We start from the raw sequence: 24,914 nt of genomic DNA on the forward strand, positions 1-24,914 counted from the left end.
GCCGTCGTGAGCGGACCGGTCCGCGGTTTCACGGCAGTGGGCAGCAGGGATGCCGGGAGTTCGAAATTGACGTAGCCGCTGCTGCCCGCGCGAGGGCCGGCCGATGCAGCGGGCATGCTTCTGAGCCGTCTGCTCATGGAGCACACGGCCCAGACGGGCTATCAGGTTCAAGCTCACGAAGCTCTGGCGCCCGGTATCGCGGTACGGCGCTGGGAGCTGGGCGTGCCTGGGCGGCAGATCGGCGTCATCGCTGCTCGGCAGCGGGAACGGCGGTGTGCGTGCGGCGTCGGGCTACGGGGAGCAGGCCGGCGGCAAGGAGCGCGGTAGCGGCGCCCAGGATGCCCACGGCGGCCGCGAGGCTGCCGACCGCTTCCTTGCCCGCCAGCAGGGCGAGGGGGCAGAGGAATTCACCGAGGAAGAACGCCGCGGTCCACAGGCCCATGCCGCGGCCTCGGTCGGCGAAGTCGAGCCGGGCCATCGCCCGGGTCACGAGCGACGGAAGCAGCATGCCGGTGCCGATGCAGTTGAGGACGGCGCCAATGATCAGCAGGGGCAGGCTGTCGGCGAGACCCATCAGAAGGAAACCGAGCGCGCACAGCGCGAGGAGGATCGGCAGAGGCCGCCGCCGCGCGGCGAGGCGGGTGAAGAGGATCGAGCCGAGGACGGTGGCTGCGCTGGCGACGGCGGTGACGGCGCCGATGGTGCCGGTGGAGTCGGTGCCCAGGTCGTCGAGGAGGTAGGCCATCTCGACGGGGACGGTGTAGAAGACGACGGCTCCGAAGAGGGTCAGAAGGCAGATGCCCGCCATGCGGCGCATGGGGAAGGGGCGCGCGGGGGCCTGTGGTTCGGTCTTGTCGTCTCGTGCGGGCGGTGTGGGAGCGGGCAGGACGCGGGCCATGACGGGGGCGATGAGCAGGCCGACGGCGTAGAGCCAGAACGGGGCGCGCCAGTTCGCGGCTCCGAGGGCTCCGCCGAGGACGAAGAAGAGGGTGGCGGAGGCGGAGGCGCACATGGTCTGCAGGGCGAGGTAGCGGTCGCGGAGCTCGCCGCTGTAGTAGTCGCCGATGAGGGTGGTGCAGGCGGTCATGATGGCGGCCTCGGCAACGCCGACGAGGATGCGGCTGATCAGGATGGCGTGGAGGGAATCGAGCCAGAGCGGCGCCGTGCCGAAGACCGCGTAGAGGGCGGTGGCGGCGATGAGGAGGCGTTTGCGACCCAGTTTGTCGACGATCATGCCCGCGAAGGGGGCAAGAATGGCGAGGGCGAGCGCGGGGATGGTCAGGACGACGGGGACGAGGGCCGCGCTACCGGGCACGTCGGCGAAGTGGTCCTGCATGCGGGGCAGGACGGGGGCGAGGAGGACGGCGCCGAGGACGGGCAGGCAGCTGCCGGTCATGAGGACGGCGGCGGGGAGGCGCCCGGCGGGGGCGGCGGTGTGGTCGGGGGACGGCGGTGCGAGGGGTGCGGGCACGACGGCACTCCAGGGCGCGAGGGAGGCGGGGGTGGCGCCCGGTCGGTGGCGGCAAGTGTGCGGAGCGGGCCGGGACCGGGGGCGGAGGTGCCCTCGACTATGCGTGCCGGTGAGCGCGGTGCCCAGCCCTTGGGGCATCCAGGTTCGCGATGGTTCGGATCCATCGGGTGAATAGGGGCTGAGCAGGTCTTTCAGCGCCATGGGGTGTATCTCGTCGTTGCTTGGGAGGTTCAGGTGTCAGCGATGCGGCGGCCGACACGGGCTGCGGTCTCCCTGAGCCAGATGTGGGCGGCGTCGTGAGTGTGGACCGGGTGCCACCACAGCGCTTCGCGGAGGGGGACGGCTTCGTAGGGGGGTTCTAGGAGGCGTACGGGGGCCAGGGGGGCCATGAGGCGGGCGAGGCGGGCTTGGACGAGGGCAATGCGGCGGGTGCCGGCGACGAGAGCGGGCAGTGCGTGGAAGCTGTCGACGGAGACTTCGACGCGGGGTTCGATGCCGAGCATGCCGAGCTGGCGCACGGCGGGGGCGTCGTAGGTGCGTTGGTAGGTCACCCAGGGAAGCCGGGCGAGGTCCTGGCGCGTGAGGCGGTCCTCGATGCTGGGGTGGTCGTCGGCGACGACGAAGACCCAGCGGTCGTCGTAGAGGTCGGTGGCGGGGAAGTCGCTGATGACACCGTGGGGCATCAGGAGGCCGTCAGTGGCGCTGAGGAGGCTGGCGGTGTCATCGACGACGGTGATGGGGGTGCGCGTGAAGCGGAGGCGGATTCCGGGGGCCTCGTCGTTGATGACCCGGGCGAGTTCCACGCCGAAGACGTCGACGGCGTAGTCGGAGGCGACGAGACGGAATTCTCGGGTCTCCGTCGCCGGGTCGAAGGCGGCCTGGCTGCTGAAAAGGCGCTCGAGGACGTCGTAGGCGGTGGCGGTGCGATCCAGGAGGACTTGGCCGAGAGCCGTGAGTTCGTACTGGCTGCCCACCCTGGACAGGAGCTCGTCGCCGAAGTGGCGGCGCAGCCGGCCCAGGGCAGCACTCATGGCGGGCTGACTGAGGCCGACGCGCTGTCCTGCCTTCGTGACGTTGCGTTCTTCAAGGAGTGCGCGCAGTGCGACGACGAGGTTGAGGTCGAGACGAGCGAGATTCACCGGATGGGCTTCCCTGGGGTGCGAGCGAGCAGAGGCTATTTGTTCGACGAATGAGAGGGATCCATACAATCGATTTCCCTGATTGTGTGCGGCGGGTTCAGATTAGTCCCATCGCAATCAGGAGGACATGTCGGTGAAACCTCAATCCGCTTCTGATCTTTTCTCCGGGCCTTTCGCTCTCGGTACTTTCTCGGCCGCTGACGGCCCGGCTTTCCCTGGACTTGTCGACCGCGAGGGGCAGGTCCTGGACCTGCGGACGGCTCTGGCCGACCCGGCGCTGACGATGCGGGGTCTGCTGGATCGCTGGCCGGCCGTTCTCCCGCTGCTGCGTGAACTCGCGGCCGCCTCCGAGACCGCACGGCGCCCGCTGGAGGAGTTCCGAGTGCTCGCTCCCGTCGAGCCGCGCCAGATCCTCCAGTCCGGCGCAAACTATCGCCAGCACGTCATCGATCTGCACGTCGCTCACCGGGCGCCGGACGACGACCGCTCCGAGGAGGAGCGGCGCGCAGAGGCGGCCGAGATCATGGACCGCCGCGCCGCGGAGGACCTGCCCTACGTGTTCATCGGGCTGCCCAGCTCGGTCACCGGCCCCTACGACGACGTCACGCTGCCGGCGTGGGCGGCGAAGCCGGACTGGGAGCTGGAGCTGGTCGCGGTGATCGGCCGACCCGCCTTCCAGGTGTCGCCGGACGAGGCGCTCCAGTACGTCGCGGGCTACACGATCGCCAACGATCTGACCGACCGGGCGACGGTGTTCCGCAGGGACATGCCGCAGATCGGCACGGACTGGCTGCGCAGCAAGAACGCCCCCGGGTTCACCCCGCTCGGTCCGTGGATCGTGCCGGCCGAGTCCGTCGGCGACACCGGAGACCTCCGGCTGACCCTGAAGCTCAACGGCGAGACCATGCAGGACGAGTCCACCAAGGACATGATCTTCGACGTCGCCCGCATGGTGGCCTACGCCTCCCAGAGCGCACAGCTCCTGCCCGGCGACCTCGTGCTCACCGGTTCCCCCGCGGGCAACGGCATGCACTGGGGCCGGCTGCTGCGCGACGGCGACGTCATGGACTGTTCCATCACCGGTCTCGGCGCTCAGCGCACCCGATGTCTCGCGGAGGAGTCGTGAACCGTACCGACCCTGAAGGCGCGATCGCCCAGGCCGCCAAGGAGTGCTCCAACTGGGGCCGCTGGGGCCAGGATGACCGGCTGGGCACCGTGAACTTCCTCGACGAGGCCAAGCGCCGTGAAGGCGCCGCGCTCATCAGGCGCGGCGTCAGCTTCTCGCTCTCGCAGCGCTTCGACATCAACGGCCCGCAGAAGGGCTGGCGGCGCCGGACCAATCCCGTTCACACCATGCTGGACACCGGCACGGACGCGGCCCTGGGCAATCAAGGCCTCCCCCACGGCATCGGCGGCGCCGACGACGTGATTGCGATGCCGCTGCAGTGCTCCACGCAGTGGGACGGGCTCGGCCACATCTTCGACCACGGCAAGGCGTGGAACGGTCGGCCCGCAGAGCAGGTCGTCACGTCCGACGGCGACCAGGTCACCGGCATCGAGCACATGGCCTCCCACATCGCCGGCCGCGCCGTGCTCCTGGACGTCGGCCGCACCGCCGGTGAGAACGGCGAGCTGCCAGACGGCTTCGCGATCACCGAGGAGCATCTGGCGGCCGCCGCCGAGGCCCATGGCGTCACCGTGGGGCGCGGCGACATCGTCCTCGTTCGTACCGGCCAGCTCGCCCGCGTGCAGCGGGACGGATGGGGCGACTACGCCGGAGGTGCCGCCCCGGGGCTGTCGTTCACCACCGCGTCCTGGCTGCACGGCAGCGAGATCGCCGCGATCGCGACCGACACCTGGGGCTTTGAAGTGCGGCCCAACGAGTTCGACCACGCCTTCCAGCCCCTGCACCAGGTCGTCATCCCGCACATCGGCCTGCTGATCGGCGAGATGTGGGACCTGGAGGACCTCGCCGAGGACTGTGCGGCCGACGGCGTCTACGAGTTCTGGCTGACCGCGGCCCCCCTGCCCATCACCGGCGCCGTCGGGTCCCCCGTCAACCCCGTCGCCGTCAAGTAGTCCCGGGGCCCCACAGCCCGAGGAACAAGGGAGTTCCCCATGAGCACACCCCGCAAGGTCCTGGTCATCGGCGGCGGGGCGGCCGGCAACGCCGCCGCGATCCTGCTGCGCCGCGCCGGAATCGACGTCGACCTCGTCGAGGCGAAGGAAGACTGGAACGCCACCGCCGGCTCCGGCATCACCCTCCAGGGCAATGCGCTGCGCGTCCTGCGCGAGCTCGGCGTCTGGGAACAGGTGAAGGTGTCCGGCTTCCCCTTCGGCTCGGTCGGCATCACCGCGCCGGACGGCACCGTCCTGCACGTCCAGCGTGACCTGCGCACCGGCGGCGACGACCTGCCCGCCACTGTCGGTATGCAGCGGCCGCGGCTCCAGCAGATCCTGATCGACGCAGTCCGTGCCAGCGGCGCGACCGTCCGTCTGGGTACGACCGCCACGGTCCAGGACCAGGACGCCACCGGTGTCTCGGTCCGGTTCAGTGATGGCAGCGAGCACCGCTACGACCTGGTGATCGCCGCCGACGGCCTCGGCTCCGCCACCCGATCCCAGATCGGGATCACCGACAAGCCCGAACCGACCGGCATGGCCATCTGGCGCGTCGCCGCCCCGCGGCCCGTCGGGGTCGAGCACACCGACCTCGCCTACGGGGGACCGGCGTTCATCGCCGGGTACTGCCCCACCAGCGACACCACGCTGTACGCGTACGTCGTCGAGAAGAACCGCGACCGCTCCTCCATACCTCCCGAGTCCTACGCCCGGGAGATGGTCCGTCTCGCCTCGGACTACGGCGGCGCGTGGCCGGAGATCACCGCGACGATCACCGACCCGTCGAAGGTCAACTACACCTGGTTCGACCGGCTGCTCGTCGAAGGAGCCTGGCACCGAGGCCGGGTCGTGCTCGTCGGGGACGCCGCACACTGCTGCCCGCCCACGATGGCGCAGGGCGCGGCGCTGTCCCTGGAGGACTCCTGGGTCCTGGCCCAGATGCTGATCGCCTCGGACACCTGGGACGACGACCTGCTCCAGGCCTACTACGAACGTCGGATCGCGCGCGTCCGCCCGGTCGTCGAGGGCTCGGTCCAGATCGGCCAGTGGCAGCTCGACGGCGTCCGTGACGCCGATGTTCCCGGGCTTATGGCCCGCACCATGACCATGCTCAGGGAGCTCCCGTGACCACGCCGACCGTGGACGTCCACGCCCACGTCCTGCTGCCGCAGATCGAAGCACTCGTAGCGGGCCTCCCGGGACATGCCGAGGCCAGGGCGCTCGATGCCCGCCGCAACGGGCCCGACGCGCTCGCCGTCAGCGGACCCATGGTCCGCGACCGCATCCCGGCGCTGACCGACCCCGGCGTCCGGCTCGCGCGGATGGACGCCCAGGGCGTCGATGTCCAGCTCGTGAGCCCTTCGCCGTCGCATTACCACTACTGGGCGGACGCGGACACGGCTGAGAAGGTCTACCGCCTGGCCAACGAGGCGACTGCGGCGCACTGCGCGGCGGCGCCCGGCCGGCTGAAGGGGCTGGGTCTGGTTCCGCTGCAGCATCCCGAACTGGTCGTGTCCGCCTTGGACCACGCTCTGGAGCTGGGGCTCGCCGGAGTGGAGATCTCCAGCCACGCCCCGGGCCGGGAGCTGTCCGATCCGGCCTACGAGCCGCTGTGGGCGCGCGCCGAGGAGACCGGGGCGGTTGTGTTCCTGCACCCGTTCGGCTGCACCCTCGATGAGCGCCTCGACCGCTGGTACCTGTCCAACACGGTGGGCCAGCCGACCGAGAACGCCGTTGCGCTCTCGCACCTGATCTTCTCCGGCGTCCTGGACCGGCACCCCGGGCTGAAGATCGTCGCGGCGCACGGGGGCGGCTACCTGCCCACCCACATCGGGCGCAGCGACCATGCCTGGCGCGCCCGGACCGACGCGTCGGCCGGATGCGCCCAGCTGCCCAGCAGCTACCTGCAGCGTCTGTACTTCGACTCGCTCGTGCACGACCCGAGCGTGCTGAGGGCGTTGGTCGAGGCGGCCGGCGCGGACCGGGTGCTGCTCGGCTCGGACTTCCCCTTCGACATGGGATCCGACGACCCCGTCGGCGCGCTGCGTGCGGCGAACCTACCCGTAGCCGACTTCCGCGCCGTTCGCGGCGCCAACGCCGCCGCTCTGCTCAACCTCTCCCCCGCCTGAGGAGGCAACCCATGACGAACAACCGCCTGCTCACCCACCTGCGGCACGTCGACCTCGCCGTGCCCGACTACGACAAGCAGCTCGACTTCTACGCCGGCGTGTGGGGGCTGACCAAGGTCTCGGAGGATTCCGGCATCTCCTTCCTCGCCGCCGAGGGCAGCCCCGAGCAGTACGTCGTCCGGCTGCGCAAGGCCGACGAGAAGCGGCTGGACCTGGTGTCCTACGGGGCCGCGACCGCGGCCGACGTGGACACCCTCGCCGAGCAGCTCCTGGCCGGAGGCGTGCAGCTCATCTCGCAGCCCGGCGCGGTCGACACCCCCGGCGGCGGCTACGGCTTCCGGTTCTTCGACGTCGACGGCCGCACCATCGAGGTCTCCGCTGACGTCGCGGTCCGCCGGCACCGCAAGATCGAGGAGAAGGAAGCGATCCCGGTCAAGCTGTCGCACGTCGTGCTCAACTCCCCCGACCTGGACCGCACCCGCGCCTGGTACGAGCAGCACCTCGGCTTCCGGCTGTCCGACACGCTCGGCTCGCCCCACATGGGCGAGGTCATGCACTTCATGCGGATCAGCTCCCAGCACCACTCCATGGCGCTGGCGAAGGGCCCCCACACCTCCCTGCACCACATCTCCTTCGAGATGCGCGGCATCGACGAGTACATGCGTGGTTCGGGCCGGGTCCTGCGGGCCGGCCACACGAAGATCTGGGGGCCGGGCCGGCACATGGCCGGCGACAACACCTTCACCTACTTCCTCGACCCGCACGGCAATACCGTCGAGTACACCACCGAGCTGGAGAACCTCGACGAGGACACCTGGCACCCCCACGTCTACGACTTCTCCCAGCCCGAGGTCGCCGACCAGTGGGGCACCGCCAACGCGATGAACGAGCTCGTCGCGAAGGAGTCGTTCAACGACCCCGACCGCGGCTGCTTCCTCGCCCCGCCGGTCTAGTCCGGCCGCCCGATCCCCGGGAACGCGGCGGACCATGTCCGCCCTGACTGCCACCGTCGCGTTCCCGGCTCCGGTCCACGGGACCGGGCCGCCCGAAGAGGGCCGGCAACGGGCCTTCTTCGGGCGGCCCGGTCCCGTGTCCCCCGTTTCTCCACCTGGGAGCCGCACCATGCGCTTCGCCGCTTACGAATACCGGCACCGGAACCGTGTCGCCGTCGTCGAGGACGACGGCACACTGTTCCCGCTGCCCGGAGTCACCTCCCTCACGGACCTGATCCGCGACACCGACGGCCTGCCGGGCCTGCTCGCCGCCGGAGCCACGGCCCTGGACGTGCCGCCTGGACCGCACGTCTCCGAGGTCCGCCTGCTCTCGCCGCTCCAGCCCTCCTCCGTCCGGGACTTCGTCACCTTCGAGGAACACGTCGAGGGCGTGCGCCGCTCCGTGAGCGGCGAATCCGGGGTGCCCGAGCAGTGGTACGAGGCCCCCACCTACTACTTCACCAACCCCCACGCCGTCTTCGGCCCCCACGACGACGTCCCCATGCCGCCCGGTTCGTCCGTGCTCGACTTCGAGCTGGAGGTGGCCGCGGTCATCGGCCGCGAGGGCCGCGACCTCACACCGGAGCAGGCGCGGGAGCACATCGTCGGCTACACCGTCTTCAACGACTGGTCCGCCCGGGACCTGCAGTCCGCCGAGATGAAGGTCGGCCTCGGCCCGTGCAAGGGCAAGGACACCGCCACCACGCTGGGCCCCTACCTGGTGACCGCCGACGAGCTGGAGCCGTACCGCGACGCTGACGGCTTCCTGCGGCTGGCTCTGACGGCCGAGGTCAACGGCGAGCAGGTCGGCAGCGACCTGCTGTCCAACATGAGCTGGACGTTCGAGGAGATGGCCGCCTACGCCTCGCGCGGCACCCGGATCGTCGCCGGCGACGTCCTGGGTTCCGGCACCTGCGGCAACGGCGGGTGCCTCGCCGAGCTGTGGGGCCGCAGCGGCGATCAGGCCCCGCCGCCTCTCAAGCCCGGCGACACCGTCACCCTGACCGTCGAGGCCATCGGCTCCCTCACCACCCGCGTGATCCCGGGCACCGAGCCGGTCGCGCTGCCCAAGGGCCGGCGCCGTAACCGGGAGCGGCCGTGAACGGCGGGCGTCTGGCGGGCAAGGTCGTCGTCGTCACGGGCGCCGCCCGCGGCCAGGGCGCAGCCGAGGTGGCAGCCCTGGAGTGCGAGGGTGCCACGGTCATCGCCACGGACGTGAACAGCGGGGAGGGTGTCCGCCGGCTCGATGTCACCCTGGCCGACGACTGGGCCGACCTGGCCGACTACCTGCGGAACACCTACGGGGCCCTCCATGGTCTGGTCAACAACGCCGGCATCACCTGGCGGGCCCGGCTGGACGAGGTCACCGCCAAGGACATGAGCTGCGTCCACGCCGTCAACGTCAACGGCCCGCTCCTGGGCATCCAGCACCTCGCCCCGCTGATGCCGCCGGGCTCGTCCGTCGTGAACGTCGGCTCGTCCGCTGCGCTGACCGCCCACTACCCGGTGGCGTACACGACCAGCAAGTGGGCTTTGCGCGGGCTGTCGAAGACCGCCGCCCTGGAATTGGGCCCGCGAGGAATCCGGGTGAATACCATCCACCCCGGTTTCATCGAGACCGAGATGACAGCCTCCGCCGCCCCGGCCTTCCGGGAGGCCAACATCCGCGAGACGCCGCTCGGCCGTGTGGGCACGGTCGAGGAGGTGACCCCCCTGGTGGTCTTCCTCCTGTGCGACGACTCGTCGTTCATCACCGGCGCGGAGATACCGGTCGACGGCGGCCTCACCTCGCACGGCGGGGTGAAGTCGGTCTCCGACGCCCTGCTCGACGGGGCGGTCCGATGAAGCGGCTGGAGGGGAAGGTCGCCCTGATCTCGGGCACCGCCCGCGGGCTGGGGAAGGCCGCGGCGCTCCACTTCGCCGCCGAGGGCGCCCTGGTCGTCGGGGGCGACCTCCTGCACGACGAGGCGGTGGAGACGCAGCGGCAGATCGGCCGTGAGGGCGGCACCGCCCTCACTCCGGGGCCCTTGGACGTCACCCGGCCCGAGTCCGTCGAGACCTGGGTGGCGGAAGCCGTCGAAGCGTTCGGCGGCATCGACATCGTCCTCACCAACGCCGGCTCGGTGCGGTTCGGATCCCTGACCGAGCAGCCCTATGCCGACTACATGACCACCGTGCGCTCCGAACTGGACTCGGTGTGGCTCACCGCCCGCGCCGCGTGGCCCCATCTGACCCGCAGCCGCGGATGCATCGTCACCATCGGCTCGACGGCCGGAATCAGGGCCTCGCTGTCCAACCACCGCACCGCGCACTCCGCCGCGAAGGGAGGAGTGATCGCCCTGACGCGCCAGCTCGCCGCCGAGGGTTCCGCGCACGGCATCCGCGCCAACTGCATCAGCCCGGGCCTGATCGACACCGAGGGCGCACGCGACAACCTTCTCGCAGAAACCCATCCCCTGCGCCACGCCGCCCGGCACATCCCCCTCGGCCGTCTCGGAACCCCTCAGGACATCGCCCGGGTCGCGGCCTTCCTCGCCTCCGAGGAAGCCTCCTACGTCTCCGGCGCTCACCTCGTCGCCGACGGCGGCTGGTCCGCCGTGCTGCCGGGCCCCCTCAGCTGAAAGGACACCCGGAAACGTGGACAAGGTCATCCGGAAACCCGCCGACGCCGTCGCCGACATCCCCGACAACGCCTCGCTCGCCGTCGGCGGCTTCGGTCTCAACGGCATCCCCGAGACCCTGATCCGGGCCCTGCACGCCCAGGGCACCACAGGCCTCCAGGTCGTCTCCAACAACTGCGGCGTCGACGACCGCGGTCTCGGAATCCTGCTCGCCGCCGGACGCATCAGCCGGGTCACCGGCTCCTACGTCGGCGAGAACAAGGAGTTCGCCCGCCAGTACCTCAGCGGAGAACTGGAGGTCGAACTCGTCCCGCAGGGCACCCTCGCCGAGCGCCTGCGGGCCGGCGGCTGCGGCATCCCTGCCTTCTACACCCCCGCCGGCGTCGGCACCCAGGTCGCCGACGGCGGCCTGCCCTGGCGCTACGCCCCCGACGGCACCGTCGCCCTCCCCTCCCCCGCCAAGGAAACCCGGGAGTACGACGGCCGGCCCCACGTCCTGGAGCACGGCATCACCACCGACTTCGCCCTTGTCCGGGCCTGGCGGGGGGACCGGCACGGCAACCTCGTCTTCCGCCGCGCCGCCGCCAACTTCAATCCGCTCGCCGCCATGGCCGGCCGCATCACCATCGCCGAGGTCGAGGAACTCGTCGAACCCGGGGCCCTCGATCCGGACCGGGTGCACCTGCCCGGCGTCTTCGTGCAGCGCGTCGTACCCCTCACCGCGGCCCAGGCGGCCGACAAGTGGATCGAGAAGAGGACGGTGCGCGCCTGATGGCCTGGAACCGCAACCAGATGGCCGCGCGGGCCGCCGCCGAGCTGACCGACGGCTCGTACGTGAACCTCGGCATCGGCCTGCCGACCCTCATCCCCGCCTACGTGCCGGCCGGTGTGCACGTGGTGTTGCACTCCGAGAACGGCATCCTCGGCACCGGCCCCTACCCGCTGGAGGACGAGGTCGATCCCGACCTGATCAACGCCGGCAAGGAGACCGTCACCGTCCTGCCCGGCGCGTCGTTCTTCGACTCTGCCCTGTCCTTCGGCATGATCCGCGGCGGCCACATCGACACCGCCGTCCTCGGCGCCATGCAGGTCTCCGCCACCGGGGACCTGGCGAACTGGATGATCCCCGGGAAGATGGTCAAGGGCATGGGCGGCGCCATGGACCTCGTCCACGGCGCGCGCCGGGTCATCGTCCTGACGGAGCACACCGCCAAGGACGGCACCCCGAAGATCGTCGACGAGTGCACCCTTCCGCTGACTGGCCGCGGCTGCGTCGACCGGATCATCACCGATCTCGGCGTCCTGGACGTCACCGGCCGCGGCCTCGCCCTGGTCGAGACCGCCCCCGGCGTCACCGTCGAGGACATCCGCGCCCGCACGGGCGCCTTCGTGCACGTCGACGGCACCGCCGCCGCCTGCTGACCGCTCCCCCTCCCCTGCGGGTTCCTAGGCGGACCCGCACCGGGGGTTCCTGCTCCTGCCCCGATGGTCCGTACACCAAAGATCCCGACGCGGAAGATTCCCCAGGTCGGGAGACGGACCCTGCCCTTCAAGGAGGCACCTGCCCGTGACGCCCTCGCCCCTGCACATCGCCGTCGTCGGCGGTGGCATCGGCGGCCTGGCCGCCGCCCTCGCCGTCGCCCGCTCCGGTCACCGAGTCACCGTGGTGGATCGTGCCACCCGGTTCGGCGAGATCGGAGCCGGCCTCCAGCTGGCTCCGAACGCCTCGCTGGCGCTGGAAGAACTCGGCGTCCTCGACGCCGTGCAGCGCTCCGCCGTCGCCCCGCCCCAGCTCGTCATGATGGACGCGCTCACCGGCAAGCAGGTCACCGCCCTCGACCTGCGCAGCGACGTCTACCGCAGCCGTTTCAAGCACCCCTACCTCGTCACCCACCGCACCGACCTGCACGGCGCCCTCCTGGCCGCCTGCGAGGAGCACCCGTCGATCACCCTGCGCACCGGACGGACCGTCACCGACGCGGTCCAGACGCAGGCCGAGGTGCGCCTGCACTTCGCCGAGACGCCCGAACGGCTGGCAGCGGACGCGGTGGTAGCCGCCGACGGCCTGCACTCCAGGCTCCGGCAGATCCTCGTGAACGACGGCGCCCCCGTCTGCTCGAAGTACGTCGCCTACCGCGGCGCCCTGCCCGTCACCAGCATGACGGGCGCGATGGCGCAGCACGCCACGACGGAATCGGTCATCGTCTGGGCCGGACCGCGTATGCACCTCGTGCAGTACCCCGTGCGCCGCGGCGAGCTCTACAACCAGGTCGCCGTCTTCGAGAGCGACCACTACGACCCTGACTCCGACGACTGGGGCACCGAGGCCGAACTGGAGGAGCGGTTCGGCGGCGCCTGCGACGCCGTGCGCGACGCCCTGCCCCTGGTCGCCCGGGACCGGCGCTGGCCGCTGTTCGACCGCCTTCCGATCACCGACTGGGTGCATGGCCGCATCGTGCTGCTGGGCGACGCCGCCCACCCGATGCTGCAGTACCTGGCCCAGGGCGCCTGCCAGGCGCTGGAGGACGCCGTGGCCCTCCGCCACGCTCTGCGCGATCACGACCGCCCGGAGGACGCGTTCGCGTCGTACGCCGCCCTGCGGACCGAGCGGGCCGCGTCGATCCAGACGAACGCGCGACGGTTCGGCGAGCTCTGCCACATGGACGGCATGGGCGCCTTCCTGCGCAACCAGCTCCTGTCCGACCGCAGCCCCGAGGACTTCGACGACATCGCCTGGGTGTGGACCCCTGCCGGCGATCGCCCGCCCGCGACCACCCCGTGAGCAACCACCGCGAGGAGACACCATGACCGACGACCCCGCCTACAAAGCCCTCGACAAGCTCGGCGCGGCACCACTGTGGCGGTTCTACGGAAACCTGTTCCCGGCCCAGCCCCGCAGCAGGGCCGTCCCCTACCGGTGGAGCTGGAAGGAGCTGCGGCCGCACCTGCTGCACTTCTCGCAGACCCTGTCCCTGGACGAGGCCGAACGCCGGGTTCTCATGCTCGTCAACCCCGGGCTCACCGACCCGCCCGCCACGGTCAACACCCTGTACGCCGGCCTGCAGATCATCCTGCCCGGCGAGACCGCCCAGGCCCATCGCCACACCTCCAACGCCTTCCGCTTCATCCTGGAAGGCGACGGCGCCTGGACCACCGTCAACGGCGAGCGCGTGTTCATGGCCCCCGGCGACCTGCTGCTCACCCCCGGCTGGCACTGGCACGACCACACCCACGAGGGCGACGCGCCGATGATCTGGCTCGACGCCCTGGACTATCCCCTGGTCAACGCGCTGGAAGCGGGCTTCTACGAGAAGTACCCCCAGCGGCTCCAGCCCGTGACCCGCCCCGACGACGCCGGCAGCCGCCAGTTCCTCCACGGCCGCCTGACCCCCGCCTGGATCACGCCCGACGGGCCGAACTCGCCCGTCACCCGCTACACCTGGGCCGAGACCAGCCGGGCCCTGGAGGCCATCGCCGACACCGCCGAGGGAAGCGACGTCGACGGCATCGTCCTGGAGTACACCAACCCCTGGACAGGTGGACCGGTCATGCCCACCATCAGCTGCCGGATCCAGCGGCTGCGCCCCGGCTTCCAGGGCGCGGGCCGCCGCCACACCGCTTCCACCGTCTTCAGCGTGGTCCGCGGCGAAGGCGCCACCCTCGTAGACGGCAAGCGCCTCGACTGGGCGGAGAACGACACCTTCGCCATCCCGGGCTGGGCCCCCTACCGGCACCTGAACACCTCGAAGTCCGCCGACGCGGTCCTGTTCTCGTACAGCGACGAGCCCGTGATGCAGTCCCTGGGCCTCTACCGCGGCGAGACCGCCGACCCCGGCGCCTGATTACTCCCCCACTTCTCCCATACCATCAAGGAGGCCACGATGCGCCTGGCCCTGTTCGACAAGGGACGCCTCGGCATCGTCGACGGCGACACCGTCACCGACGTGACCGACCAGATCACCCACTCCTCCGTCGGCCCGGCCGGCGTGCTCCAGCACTACATCGAGGCGCTGTCCGACGCCATCGGCCCGGTGCTCGACCCGGCCGTCGGGCGCCGCGTGGCGCTCGCCGACGTCCAGCTAGAGGCCCCCCTGCCGCGCCCGGGCAAGATCATCGGTGCCCCGGTCAACTACCTCGACCACAAGGCCGAGATGGACTACCCCACCTCCATCGCCGACCTGGGCGTGTTCCTGAAGGCCAACTCCTCCGTGATCGGCCCGGACCAGGACATCGTCCTGCCCTACTCCGACATCCGCACCGACCAGGAAGGCGAACTGGCCGTCGTCATCGGCCGCACCGCCTCGCACGTCAGCGCCGACGACGCCCTCGACCACGTCTTCGGCTACACCTGCCTGCTGGACATCACCGTCCGCTCCGGCGAGGACCGCTCCACACGCAAGTCCTTCGACACCTTCACCCCCATCGGCCCCTGGATCGTCACCGCCGACGAGATCGCCGACCCCGACCGGCTGGACCTGCGCTGCGACGTGGCCGGCGAGACCCGGCAGAACACCAACACCGCGTACCTCATCTTCGGCGTGCGCGAGCTGGTCGCCTACGCTTCCTCGGTGATGACCCTGTACCCCGGTGACGTGATCGCCACGGGCACCCCCGCGGGGGTGGGCCCGCTCAGCGACGGGGACCGCGTCGTCGTCGAGATCGAGAAGATCGGCCGGCTCGAAGTCGGGGTGGACGGATCCCGGGCCACCCCGTACGCGTCCCGCCCCGGGCACCGCCGCGGCTGACCCGTCCATGTCCCGCGCGGGGCGGTGCCGGACCAGAAAGGTCGGTCCGGCACCGGCCCCCGTGAGTCCGTTCGAACAGGAGCCAAGGATGAACGGGGCCCTCGACCTGGACCGCTACGCCGGTCACCTGATCCGGCGTGCCGAGCAGGTCCACACGTCGCTCTGGAGCAGGTTCGTCTCCGAGACCGTGACCTCGCAGCAGTTCGCCGTGCTCAACGCCGTGCGGGACAGGGAGGGAATCGACCAGAGCACCGTCGCGCAGCTGACATCGCTGGACAGGTCCACGGCCCACCACATCGTGCGCAGGCTGAGCGACCAGAACCACCTCAGCCGCACGCAGGACCCGGGGGACCGACGGCGGACCCTGCTGGCCCTGACCGACGAGGGAAGGCAACTGCACGCCGCCCTCGCTCCGGCCGCGGAAAGGATCAACGGTGAACTGCTCGCCGTCTTCCCGTACGAGGAGCGGGACGAGGTGCTGCGTGTCCTCTCCCGCCTCGCCCAACGCAGGCCCCTGCGGACCGGCGGCACCGCCTGACGCCCGGGGAGAGGGCGAGCACGCTCTGAGATCAGGGCTGCGGGGTGCTCGACCTGCGGACGACGAGCTCCGGCTGGAGCACGATGCCGGCGTGCTGGTGGCCGCGCTCCGGGTCCGGCGGCTCGATCTCCTGCAGCAGGAGCCCGGCTGCCAGGCGACCGATCTCCGCGGCCGGATGACGCACCGAGGTCAGCGGAATGAGGCTAGCCTCCGCGAACTCGATGTCGTCGTAGCCGACGACGGCGAGGTCATCCGGGACACGCACGCCCGCGTCGAAGGTCGTCTGCATGACGCCGAGGGCCAAGAGGTCGTTCGCGCAGAAAACAGCCGTGGGCCGGGGTGAGAGGCCGAGGAGTCGTGCTCCGGCGTCCCGGCCCGCGCTGACGTCCAGCCTCTCGGCAGGGATGTCGACGATCGCGTCGACGCCCAGCCCCGCCTCCTCCACCGCGCGGGCAAGCCCCTCACGCCGGTCCCGGACCTGCTGCAAATGGCCGGGGCCGTGCACATAAGCGATGCGTCGATGGCCGGCGGCAAGCAGATGCCTACCCGCCAGACTGCCTCCCAGGACGTCGTCAGCAGCCACTGAACAGGCGGTGCGCGTGTCGACCGCTCGGTCGACGACGACGAAGGGGATGTTCGCGCGCCGCAGCGCCTGCCACGGTTGACCGTCAGATGCGACCGGCGCGAACAGGACACCGCGAAGACGCTGCTCGACGAAGAGCGACAGATAGCCCTGCTCGGCCGCGGCGCTCTCGGCACTGTTGCACACCATCACGCCCAGGCCCGCCTCGGCGGCCACCCGTTCGGTTCCTTGAGCGAGGACGGCGAAGAAGGGATTGCCGGTGTCCATGACCAACAGCCCCAACATGCGGCTGTGGCCCGCGCGGAGCTGCCGCGCCGACTCGCTCCGGACGTATCCCAGCAGGTCGATCGCCGCGTGGACACGGGCCCGGATCTCGTGGGAGACACGCTCGGGCCTGTTCAGGACGTTGGAGACCGTCCCCACGGACACGCCCGCCTGGCGCGCCACGTCCTTGATGCCCACCACTGCTGACCATCCGTTCGCATCGATCCGTATGCCCGACATCCTAGGCCGACATCACACCTCTTGAGTGAATCCTTTCACAGAGGATTGCTCGCAGCTTCTTGACCATTCACCGGTTCCGTGTTTCGGTATGGCTGAAACGATTCACGTTGCCGTCGCATATCGCGCGGCCCTGGTTCCGAGGTTGCCCATGACTGTCGTACGGGACGCCGCGAAGGCCGCGCTCAAGGCCCAGCGCATCGAGACCCCCTCCTGGGGCTACGGGAACTCCGGCACCCGCTTCAAGGTGTTCGCGCAGTCCGGCGTCCCGAGGACGCCGTGGGAGAAGCTCGACGACGCATCGAAGGTTCACGAGTTCACCGGTGTCGCGCCCAAGGTCTCCCTACACATCCCGTGGGACCGGGTCGACGACTACGCCGCCCTCGCCGCGTACGCGAAGGAGCGCGGCCTGGAGCTCGGCGCGATCAACTCCAACACCTTCCAGGACGACGACTACCGCCTCGGCAGCGTCTGCCACCCTGACTCGAAGGTACGCCGCAAGGCCGTCGACCACCTGTTGGAGTGTGTCGACATCATGGACGCCACCGGCTCCACGGACCTGAAGCTGTGGTTCGCCGACGGCACCAACTACCCGGGCCAGGACGACATCACCGCCCGCCAGGACCGGCTCGCCGAGTCCCTCGCCGAGGTGTACGCGCGGCTCGGCGAGGACCAGCGGATCCTGCTGGAGTACAAGTTCTTCGAGCCCGCCTTCTACACCACCGACGTGCCGGACTGGGGCACCGCCTACGCCCACTGCCTCAAGCTCGGCCCGAAGGCACAGGTCGTGGTCGACACCGGCCACCACGCGCCGGGCACCAACATCGAGTTCATCGTCGCCCTGCTGCTGCGCGAGGGACGACTCGGCGGCTTCGACTTCAACTCGCGCTTCTACGCGGACGACGACTTGATGGTCGGCTCCGCCGATCCCTTTCAGCTGTTCCGGATCATGCACGAGGTCGCCAAGAACGGTGGGCTGCGAACCGAGACGAACGTGGCCTTCATGCTCGATCAGTGCCACAACATCGAGGCGAAGATCCCAGCCGTCATCCGTTCGGTGATGAACGCCCAGGAAGCCACCGCCAAGGCCCTCCTCGTCGACCGCAACGCGCTCACCGCCTCTCAGGCCGCCGGTGACGTCCTCGCCGCCAACGCGGTGCTCATGGACGCGTACAACACGGACGTCCGCCCCCTGCTGCGGGAAGTCCGCGAAGAACAGGGCCTCCACCCCGACCCCGTCGCCGCCTACGCAGCGTCCGGGTGGCAGGAGCGGATCGCCGCCGAGCGCGTCGGCGGCGAACAGGCCGGCTGGGGCGCCTGAGCACACTGCCCTGCGGACGGCCCACCGGACCCGAACCGCTCTCGCGCCGAGCAGCCGCCCCTCACCTCCTCCCGCCTCGCATCTGAAGGACCGATCTCCATGGCCACGCACCCCGAAGTCGCCGCGCTCCTCGACCGCGCGCGCCGGCTGGGCTCCGACCCCCGCAACACCAACTACGCCGGCGGCAACGCCTCCGCCAAGAGCACCGTCACCGACCCCGTCACCGGCTCGGACACCGAGCTGATGTGGGTGAAGGGCTCCGGCGGCGACCTCGGCACCCTCACCGAAGACGGGCTCGCCGTCCTCCGCCTCGACCGGCTGCGGGCGCTCAAGAACGTCTACCCCGGGGTGGAGCGCGAGGACGAGATGGTCGCCGCCTTCGACTACTGCCTCCACGGCAAGGGCGGTGCCGCTCCGTCCATCGACACCGCCATGCACGGCCTGGTGGACGCCGCCCACGTCGACCACCTCCACCCCGACTCCGGCATCGCCCTCGCCTGTGCCTCCGACGGGGAGAAGCTGACCGCCGACTGCTACGGCGGGAAGGTGGCCTGGGTGCCGTGGCGCCGGCCCGGCTTCCAGCTCGGTCTGGACATCGCGGCGATCAAGGAAGCCCACCCCGAGGCCATCGGTGTGATCCTCGGTGGGCACGGCATCACCGCCTGGGGCGCGAGCGCCGAGGAATGCGAGGTCAACGCCCTGTGGATGATCCGCACCGCGGAGACCTTCCTGGCAAACCGGGGCAAGGAGCAGCCGTTCGGCGCGCCGCTGGAGGGGTACGCGGCGCTGGACGGCAGCGAGCGCCGGGAGCGGGCTGCTGCACTCGCCCCCGTCATCCGGTCCCTGGCCTCGCAGGACCGCCCTCAGGTGGGGCACTTCAACGACTCCGAGGTCGTTCTGGACTTCCTCGCCCACGACCAGCACCCGCGCCTGGCCGCGCTGGGCACCTCATGTCCCGACCACTTCCTGCGCACCAAGGTCCGGCCGCTCGTCCTGGACCTGCCGCCCACGGCCCCGCTGGACGAGGCCGTGTCCCGGCTGCGGGAACTGCACGCGGAGTATCGGGAGGAGTACGCCGGCTACTACGCACGGCATGCCACCGCTGACTCCCCCGCGATGCGCGGCGCGGACCCGGCGATCGTGCTGGTGCCGGGCGTCGGCATGTTCTCCTTCGGCAAGGACAAGCAGACGGCCCGCGTGGCGGGCGAGTTCTACGTCAACGCGATCAACGTGATGCGCGGCGCGGAGGCGGTCTCCTCGTACGCGCCGATCGAGGAGTCGGAGAAGTTCCGCATCGAGTACTGGGAGCTGGAGGAGGCCAAGCTGCGGCGGATGCCGAAGCCGAAGCCCCTCGCCACCCGCGTCGCGCTCGTCACCGGGGCCGGGTCCGGCATCGGAAAGGCGATCTCCCACCGGCTGGTCGCCGAGGGGGCCTGCGTGGTCGTCGCCGACCTGAACGGCGAGAACGCCGCCGCCGTCGCGGAGGAGCTGGGCGGCCCGGACAAGGCCGTCGCGGTGACGGTGGACGTGACGGACGAGGAGCGGATCGCCGCCGCGTTCCGGGAGGCCGTCCTCGCCTTCGGCGGCGTCGACCTCGTCGTCAACAACGCCGGCATCTCCATCTCCAAGCCGCTCCTGGAGACCACCGCCCGCGACTGGGACCTTCAGCACGACATCATGGCCCGCGGCTCCTTCCTCGTCTCCCGCGAGGCCGCCCGGATCATGATCGACCAGAAGCTCGGCGGCGACATCGTCTACATCGCCTCCAAGAACGCGGTCTTCGCCGGGCCGAACAACATCGCCTACTCCGCCACCAAGGCCGACCAGGCCCACCAGGTCCGCCTCCTCGCCGCCGAACTCGGCGAGCACGGCATCCGCGTCAACGGCATCAACCCCGACGGCGTCGTCCGCGGCTCCGGCATCTTCGCCGCCGGCTGGGGCGCCCAGCGCGCCGCCACCTACGGCATCGCGGAGGACAAGCTCGGCGAGTTCTACGCCCAGCGCACCCTCCTCAAGCGCGAAGTCCTCCCCGAACACGTCGCGAACGCCGTCTTCGCCCTCACCGGCGGCGACCTCACCCACACCACCGGCCTGCACGTCCCCGTCGACGCCGGCGTCGCCGCCGCCTTCCTGCGCTGACGGCCCCCTTGACTGCGCCTGGGGCGGGTGACTGACGCACCCGTCCCAGGCGCACCCGCGGACCGGCGGCATGAAGCCGTACGGGAACCGGCCCTGACACCGTGCCCGCCGGGTGCCGCCGGTCCGCCTCTCCTGTCCGATCCCCGACGGGCCACCCGCCCCACAGAGGTATCCACGTGACCACCACTCCACCGTCCTCCGCCTTCGCGTCCGCGTTCGCCGCAGTCGATCTCGGCGCCACCAGCGGACGGGTGATCGTCGGCCGCGTGGGCCCGGACAACCTCGATCTCACCGAGGTCCACCGCTTCCCCAACACGCCCGTGCGGCTGCCGGACGGCCTGCGCTGGGACGTCCTGGCCCTCTTCCAAGGCACCCTCGACGGACTACGTGAAGCCGCCCGCTCCGGCGGCGTCGCCTCCGTCGGCATCGACACCTGGGCCGTCGACTACGGAATCCTCGACACGGACGGAGCCCTGCTCGGCCTGCCGTACCACTACCGCGACGACCGGACCGACGGAGCCGCCGCCCGTGTCTGGGCCGAAGTCGGCGCCGAGGAGCTCTACGGCATCACGGGCCTGCAACACCTGCCGTTCAACACGGTCTTCCAGCTCGCCGCGAGCGCGGGCACCGCCCAGCACGCTGCCGCCCGCACCCTGCTCCTCGTCCCGGACCTGCTGATCCACTGGCTGACCGGCTCGATCGGAGCCGAGAAGACCAACGCCTCCACCACCGGCCTCTTCGACGCCCGCACCGGCACCTGGTCCAAGGACCTCCTGAGCCGGCTCTCCCTCGACCCCACTCTGTTCCCGCCGCTCCGCGCCCCCGGCGACCCGGCCGGCACCCTGCTTCCCCACATCGCCGCGTACACCGGCCTCGACCCGCGCACCCCCGTGACGACGGTCGCCTCGCACGACACCGCCTCCGCGGTCGCCGCCGTGCCCGCGACGGAGCCCAACTTCGCGTACATCTCCTGCGGGACCTGGTCGCTGGCCGGCCTGGAACTGGACGCCCCGGTGCTGAGCGAGGAGTCCCGGGCGGCGAACTTCACCAACGAGCGCGGCATCGACGGCACGATCCGCTACCTGCGCAACATCATGGGCATGTGGCTCCTGGAGGAGTGCCGGCGCACCTGGGAGAAAAGGAACCTCCCCACGCACATCCCGACGCTCCTCGCCGACGCGGCCCGCGCCGAGCCCTTCGCCTCGCTCGTCGACCCGGACGCCCCTGAGTTCCTCGCTCCCGGCGACATGCCAGCCCGCATCCGGGACTACTGCGTCCGCACCGGGCAGCGTGTTCCCGGCAGCCAGGGCGCGGTGGTGCGCTGCATCCTGGAAAGCCTGGCGCTCGCCCACCGCAGCGCCCTGCGGCAGGCCGCCGAGCTCGCCGACCGGGACATCACCCGCGTTCACCTCGTCGGCGGCGGATCGCGCAACGACCTGCTCTGCCAGCTCACCGCAGACGCCACCGGCCTGCCCGTCGTCGCCGGCCCCACCGAGGCCACCGCGCTGGGCAACATCCTCGTTCAGGCCCGCGCCGTCGGCCTGGTCGGCGACCTCGCCGACATGCGCCGCCTGATCGCCTCCACCCAGTACCTGCGGCACTACACCCCCCAGGGCGACACCGCCGCCTGGGAAGCGGCCGCCGCCCGACTCGCCCCCGCCCCGAGGAACCGCTGATGCGTGTCGCTCTCTTCGCCACCTGCGTCAACGACGCGCTCTACCCCTCAACGGCCGTCGCGACCGTCCGGCTTCTCGAACGCCTCGGTGTCGTCGTGGACTTCCCGGCGGCGCAGACCTGCTGCGGGCAGCCCCAGTTCAATACCGGCTACCGGCGGGAGACCGAACCGTTGGTCCACCGCATGGCCCGGGCCTTCGAGGACTACGAACACGTCGTCACCCCGTCCGGCTCCTGCGTCGCCATGATCCGCGACAACTACCCGCGGATCGGCAGCAAGGCACGGGCCGAAGGACGCGGTGACACCCTCGCGCAGGCGTCGGACTCCCTGGTTCCCCGGACATACGAACTGACGGAGTTCCTTGTCGACGTGCTGGGCGTGACCGACGTCGGCGCGTACTTCCCGCACAAGGTCACGTACCACCCGTCCTGTCACGGGCTGCGAATGCTCGGCCTCGGCGCCCGGCCGCGTCTGCTCCTGGAGGCGGTGAAGGGCCTCGAACTGGTAGAGCTTCCGGGGGCGGAGGAGTGCTGCGGCTTCGGCGGCACTTTCGCCGTGAAGAACCCCGATGTGTCGACAGCCATGGGCGCCGACAAGATTCACCACTCACTGTCCACCGGCGCCGACTTCCTGTGCGGCGCCGACAACTCCTGCCTGATGCACCTCGGCGGGATGCTGCGCCGCCAGGACGCCCCGCAGCGAGCCCTGCACCTCGCAGAGATCCTCGCGAGCACGGAAGAGGAGCCCTTCGAATGAGCGGGACCTTCATCGGCATGCCGGCCTTCCCGAAGGCCGCACACGAGGCCGTACGCAATGCCACCCTGCGCGCGAACCTGCGCCACGCCACCCACACGATCCGCGACAAGCGGGCGGTCGCCGTGGCCGAGCTGGCGGACTGGGCAGAGCTCCGCGAAGCGGGTAAGCAGATCAAGACCGAGACCCTGCGCAACCTGGACACCTACCTCGTGCAGCTGGAGGAGACGGTGACGGCGGCCGACGGCACCGTGCACTGGGCGGCGGACGCCGCGGAGGCGAACCGGATCGTCACCGAGCTGGTAAAGGCGACCGGCGAGAGGGAGGTCGTCAAGGTCAAGTCGATGGCCACGCAGGAGATCGGCCTCAACGAGCACCTGGAGGCGGAGGGCATCCGGGCCTACGAGACCGACCTCGCCGAGCTGATCGTGCAGCTCGGCGACGACCGGCCCTCACACATCCTCGTCCCCGCGATCCACCGCAACCGGGGCGAGATCCGCGACATCTTCCGTGCGGAGATGGGCCGTTGGGGCCGTCCTGCGCCGGAGGGCCTGTCCGACGAGCCGGCCGAGCTCGCAGAGGCGGCCCGGCTGCACCTGCGGGAGAAGTTCCTGCGGGCCAAGGTCGGGATCTCCGGGGCGAACTTCATGGTCGCCGAGACCGGCACCCTCGTCGTCGTCGAGTCCGAGGGCAACGGCCGCATGTGCCTCACCCTCCCCGAGACTCTGATCTCCGTCGTCGGCATCGAGAAGGTCGTGCCCACCTGGCGGGACCTGGAGGTCTTCTTCCAGACGCTGCCCCGCTCCTCCACCGCCGAGCGGATGAACCCGTACACGAGCACGTGGACGGGGACGACCGACGGGGATGGCCCGACGGCCTTCCACCTGGTCCTCCTCGACAACGGGCGCACCGACGCCCTCGCCGACGAGGTCGGCCGGCAGGCACTGCGCTGCATCCGCTGCTCCGCCTGCCTCAACGTATGCCCGGTGTACGAGCGGGCGGGCGGGCACGCGTACGGCTCCGTCTACCCCGGCCCGATCGGCGCGATCCTCACCCCGCAGCTGCGCGGCACCTCCAGCGAGGTCGACGCCTCTCTCCCCTACGCCTCCTCGCTCTGCGGCGCCTGCTACGACGTCTGCCCGGTGGCCATCGACATCCCCGAAGTCCTCGTCCATCTCCGCGAGAAGGTCGCCGATGACGGCGGCAAGGGACACCGCCTGGAGAAGGCCACCGTCAAGGCGGCGACCTGGGCACTCAACCACCCTGGCGTCCTCACAGCAGGTGAGCGCATCGCGTCGAAGACACGCGCGCTGCACCCGAAAAAGCTGCCCGGACCGGGCGCGGGCCAGTGGACAGAGAGCCGCGACCTGCCCGGGATGCCGGCTGAACCGTTCCGCGACTGGTGGAAGAAGAACCGCACAGGAGAGCACTCATGAGCCGAAACTCCCGCGAGCAGATCCTGAACCGCATCCGAGCCGCGCTCGCCACAGCGTCTGCCGCCCAGGAACCGGAACGCGAGTACCTCGCCACCCACACCCCCGACGACCCAGCCGTGGTCCTCGATCTCCTCCACGAGAACCTCGCCGATTACCGTGCGATCGTGCACCGCGCCACGGAAGCCGAAATCCCGGCCCTCATCACAGAACTCCTCGACCGGCACGGCGCCCGCACGGTCGCCGTCCCCCGCGGCCTGCCCGCCACCTGGCTCTCCGCGACGACAGCGGAGCAGCGCCACGACACGGACACCGCGCTCACTCCGCACGACCTGGACACCACCGATGCCGTCGTCACCGGTTGCGCCCTGGCGATCGCCGAGACCGGGACGATCGTCCTGGACGCCGGCCCCGGCCAAGGCCGTCGCGCCCTCACTCTCGTACCGGACCTGCACATCTGCGTCGTACGCGCCCTCAGCCAGACCGTCGCCTCCGTGCCCCAGGCGCTGCCGCGCCTTGACCCGACTCGCCCACTGACCTGGATCTCAGGGCCCTCCGCCACCAGTGACATCGAGCTTGACCGTGTCGAAGGTGTCCACGGTCCCCGCACCCTCCAGGTGGTGCTCCTCACCAATGCTTAGCACCCCCAAGGAGGGCCGCCCAGACCTGCACCGGCGATCTGCTCTCTATCGAGGCACCGACAACTCGGGAATCGCACTCCTCTGCGCCCAGGCAGAGGCTCCTGCAACCTCG

At 70.7% G+C, this 24,914-nt stretch carries 23 protein-coding genes; 20 read left to right on the top strand and 3 right to left on the bottom strand.

The genetic code is table 11. From position 1 onward, the window contains the following. Nucleotides 1-244 precede the first annotated feature (244 nt). Both ACZ4XX_RS24630 and ACZ4XX_RS24635 read right to left on the bottom strand, forming a co-directional pair. Nucleotides 245-1,471, bottom strand: coding sequence for an MFS transporter (locus ACZ4XX_RS24630; protein ID WP_468510031.1), 1,227 nt, complete (start codon nucleotides 1,469-1,471; stop codon nucleotides 245-247). 230 nt (nucleotides 1,472-1,701) lie between these two features. Next, entirely contained in the window at nucleotides 1,702-2,610 is a 909-nt protein-coding gene (locus ACZ4XX_RS24635) for a LysR family transcriptional regulator (RefSeq protein WP_468510032.1), read from the bottom strand. Nucleotides 2,611-2,737: 127 nt separating this feature from the next. On the opposite strand from ACZ4XX_RS24635, the gene ACZ4XX_RS24640 reads away from it, so the two are divergent. From ACZ4XX_RS24640 to ACZ4XX_RS24705, 14 genes are all read left to right on the top strand, one after another. After that, a complete protein-coding gene (locus tag ACZ4XX_RS24640) occupies nucleotides 2,738-3,736 on the top strand; it encodes a fumarylacetoacetate hydrolase family protein (RefSeq protein ID WP_468510033.1) in 999 nt (332 codons plus the stop codon). Further along, nucleotides 3,715-4,689 carry a cyclase family protein gene (locus ACZ4XX_RS24645; RefSeq protein ID WP_376068095.1) on the top strand — a complete coding sequence of 325 codons (975 nt, stop codon included), beginning with the start codon at nucleotides 3,715-3,717 and terminating at the stop codon, nucleotides 4,687-4,689. The genes ACZ4XX_RS24640 and ACZ4XX_RS24645 overlap by 22 nt, the downstream gene beginning before the upstream one ends. Before the next feature lie 39 nt (nucleotides 4,690-4,728). After that, nucleotides 4,729-5,859 (top strand): FAD-dependent oxidoreductase, encoded by a 1,131-nt coding sequence (locus ACZ4XX_RS24650; protein ID WP_468510034.1) that lies wholly within the window; start codon nucleotides 4,729-4,731, stop codon nucleotides 5,857-5,859. Next, nucleotides 5,856-6,860: an amidohydrolase family protein gene (locus ACZ4XX_RS24655; protein WP_468510035.1), complete on the top strand. Its 1,005-nt coding sequence runs from the start codon at nucleotides 5,856-5,858 to the stop codon at nucleotides 6,858-6,860. Before ACZ4XX_RS24650 ends, ACZ4XX_RS24655 begins: the two co-directional genes overlap by 4 nt. 11 nt (nucleotides 6,861-6,871) lie before the next feature. Next, entirely contained in the window at nucleotides 6,872-7,813 is a 942-nt protein-coding gene (locus tag ACZ4XX_RS24660) for a VOC family protein (RefSeq protein WP_468510036.1), read from the top strand. Nucleotides 7,814-7,982: 169 nt separating this feature from the next. Next, nucleotides 7,983-8,954: a fumarylacetoacetate hydrolase family protein gene (locus ACZ4XX_RS24665; RefSeq protein ID WP_468510037.1), complete on the top strand. Its 972-nt coding sequence runs from the start codon at nucleotides 7,983-7,985 to the stop codon at nucleotides 8,952-8,954. Beyond that, nucleotides 8,951-9,697 carry an SDR family NAD(P)-dependent oxidoreductase gene (locus ACZ4XX_RS24670; RefSeq protein ID WP_468510038.1) on the top strand — a complete coding sequence of 249 codons (747 nt, stop codon included), beginning with the start codon at nucleotides 8,951-8,953 and terminating at the stop codon, nucleotides 9,695-9,697. The genes ACZ4XX_RS24665 and ACZ4XX_RS24670 overlap by 4 nt, the downstream gene beginning before the upstream one ends. Then, entirely contained in the window at nucleotides 9,694-10,473 is a 780-nt protein-coding gene (locus ACZ4XX_RS24675) for an SDR family NAD(P)-dependent oxidoreductase (RefSeq protein WP_468510039.1), read from the top strand. Before ACZ4XX_RS24670 ends, ACZ4XX_RS24675 begins: the two co-directional genes overlap by 4 nt. Nucleotides 10,474-10,489: 16 nt before the next feature. Then, nucleotides 10,490-11,245 carry a CoA transferase subunit A gene (locus ACZ4XX_RS24680; RefSeq protein ID WP_468510040.1) on the top strand — a complete coding sequence of 252 codons (756 nt, stop codon included), beginning with the start codon at nucleotides 10,490-10,492 and terminating at the stop codon, nucleotides 11,243-11,245. After that, nucleotides 11,245-11,895: a CoA transferase subunit B gene (locus ACZ4XX_RS24685; RefSeq protein ID WP_468510041.1), complete on the top strand. Its 651-nt coding sequence runs from the start codon at nucleotides 11,245-11,247 to the stop codon at nucleotides 11,893-11,895. The genes ACZ4XX_RS24680 and ACZ4XX_RS24685 overlap by 1 nt, the downstream gene beginning before the upstream one ends. A 145-nt stretch (nucleotides 11,896-12,040) precedes the next feature. Beyond that, a complete protein-coding gene (locus ACZ4XX_RS24690) occupies nucleotides 12,041-13,255 on the top strand; it encodes an FAD-dependent monooxygenase (RefSeq protein ID WP_468510042.1) in 1,215 nt (404 codons plus the stop codon). A gap of 22 nt (nucleotides 13,256-13,277) precedes the next feature. Continuing rightward, complete coding sequence (locus ACZ4XX_RS24695; protein WP_468510043.1) at nucleotides 13,278-14,315, top strand: cupin domain-containing protein; 1,038 nt, start codon at nucleotides 13,278-13,280, stop codon at nucleotides 14,313-14,315. A 39-nt stretch (nucleotides 14,316-14,354) separates the two neighbouring features. Further along, nucleotides 14,355-15,218, top strand: coding sequence for a fumarylacetoacetate hydrolase family protein (locus tag ACZ4XX_RS24700; RefSeq protein WP_468510044.1), 864 nt, complete (start codon nucleotides 14,355-14,357; stop codon nucleotides 15,216-15,218). Nucleotides 15,219-15,306: 88 nt separating this feature from the next. Then, nucleotides 15,307-15,756: a MarR family winged helix-turn-helix transcriptional regulator gene (locus ACZ4XX_RS24705; protein ID WP_468510045.1), complete on the top strand. Its 450-nt coding sequence runs from the start codon at nucleotides 15,307-15,309 to the stop codon at nucleotides 15,754-15,756. A gap of 31 nt (nucleotides 15,757-15,787) precedes the next feature. On the opposite strand, the gene ACZ4XX_RS24710 is transcribed toward ACZ4XX_RS24705, so the two are convergent. Then, nucleotides 15,788-16,843 (bottom strand): LacI family DNA-binding transcriptional regulator, encoded by a 1,056-nt coding sequence (locus tag ACZ4XX_RS24710; protein WP_468510046.1) that lies wholly within the window; start codon nucleotides 16,841-16,843, stop codon nucleotides 15,788-15,790. 148 nt (nucleotides 16,844-16,991) lie between these two features. Between ACZ4XX_RS24710 and rhaI the strand changes: the two genes are divergently transcribed. From rhaI to ACZ4XX_RS24740, 6 genes are all read left to right on the top strand, one after another. Next, nucleotides 16,992-18,161: an L-rhamnose isomerase gene (gene rhaI / locus ACZ4XX_RS24715; RefSeq protein ID WP_468510047.1), complete on the top strand. Its 1,170-nt coding sequence runs from the start codon at nucleotides 16,992-16,994 to the stop codon at nucleotides 18,159-18,161. A gap of 99 nt (nucleotides 18,162-18,260) precedes the next feature. Next, complete coding sequence (locus tag ACZ4XX_RS24720) at nucleotides 18,261-20,300, top strand: bifunctional aldolase/short-chain dehydrogenase (protein WP_468510048.1); 2,040 nt, start codon at nucleotides 18,261-18,263, stop codon at nucleotides 20,298-20,300. 176 nt (nucleotides 20,301-20,476) lie between these two features. Next, complete coding sequence (locus ACZ4XX_RS24725; protein WP_468510049.1) at nucleotides 20,477-21,976, top strand: rhamnulokinase; 1,500 nt, start codon at nucleotides 20,477-20,479, stop codon at nucleotides 21,974-21,976. Further along, a complete protein-coding gene (locus tag ACZ4XX_RS24730) occupies nucleotides 21,976-22,731 on the top strand; it encodes a (Fe-S)-binding protein (protein ID WP_468510050.1) in 756 nt (251 codons plus the stop codon). Before ACZ4XX_RS24725 ends, ACZ4XX_RS24730 begins: the two co-directional genes overlap by 1 nt. Next, nucleotides 22,728-24,164 carry a LutB/LldF family L-lactate oxidation iron-sulfur protein gene (locus ACZ4XX_RS24735; protein ID WP_468510051.1) on the top strand — a complete coding sequence of 479 codons (1,437 nt, stop codon included), beginning with the start codon at nucleotides 22,728-22,730 and terminating at the stop codon, nucleotides 24,162-24,164. The genes ACZ4XX_RS24730 and ACZ4XX_RS24735 overlap by 4 nt, the downstream gene beginning before the upstream one ends. Continuing rightward, a complete protein-coding gene (locus tag ACZ4XX_RS24740) occupies nucleotides 24,161-24,802 on the top strand; it encodes a LutC/YkgG family protein (RefSeq protein WP_468510052.1) in 642 nt (213 codons plus the stop codon). The genes ACZ4XX_RS24735 and ACZ4XX_RS24740 overlap by 4 nt, the downstream gene beginning before the upstream one ends. Nucleotides 24,803-24,914 lie beyond the last annotated feature (112 nt).

It is taken from the genome of Streptomyces sp. NPDC029956 (assembly GCF_055574655.1).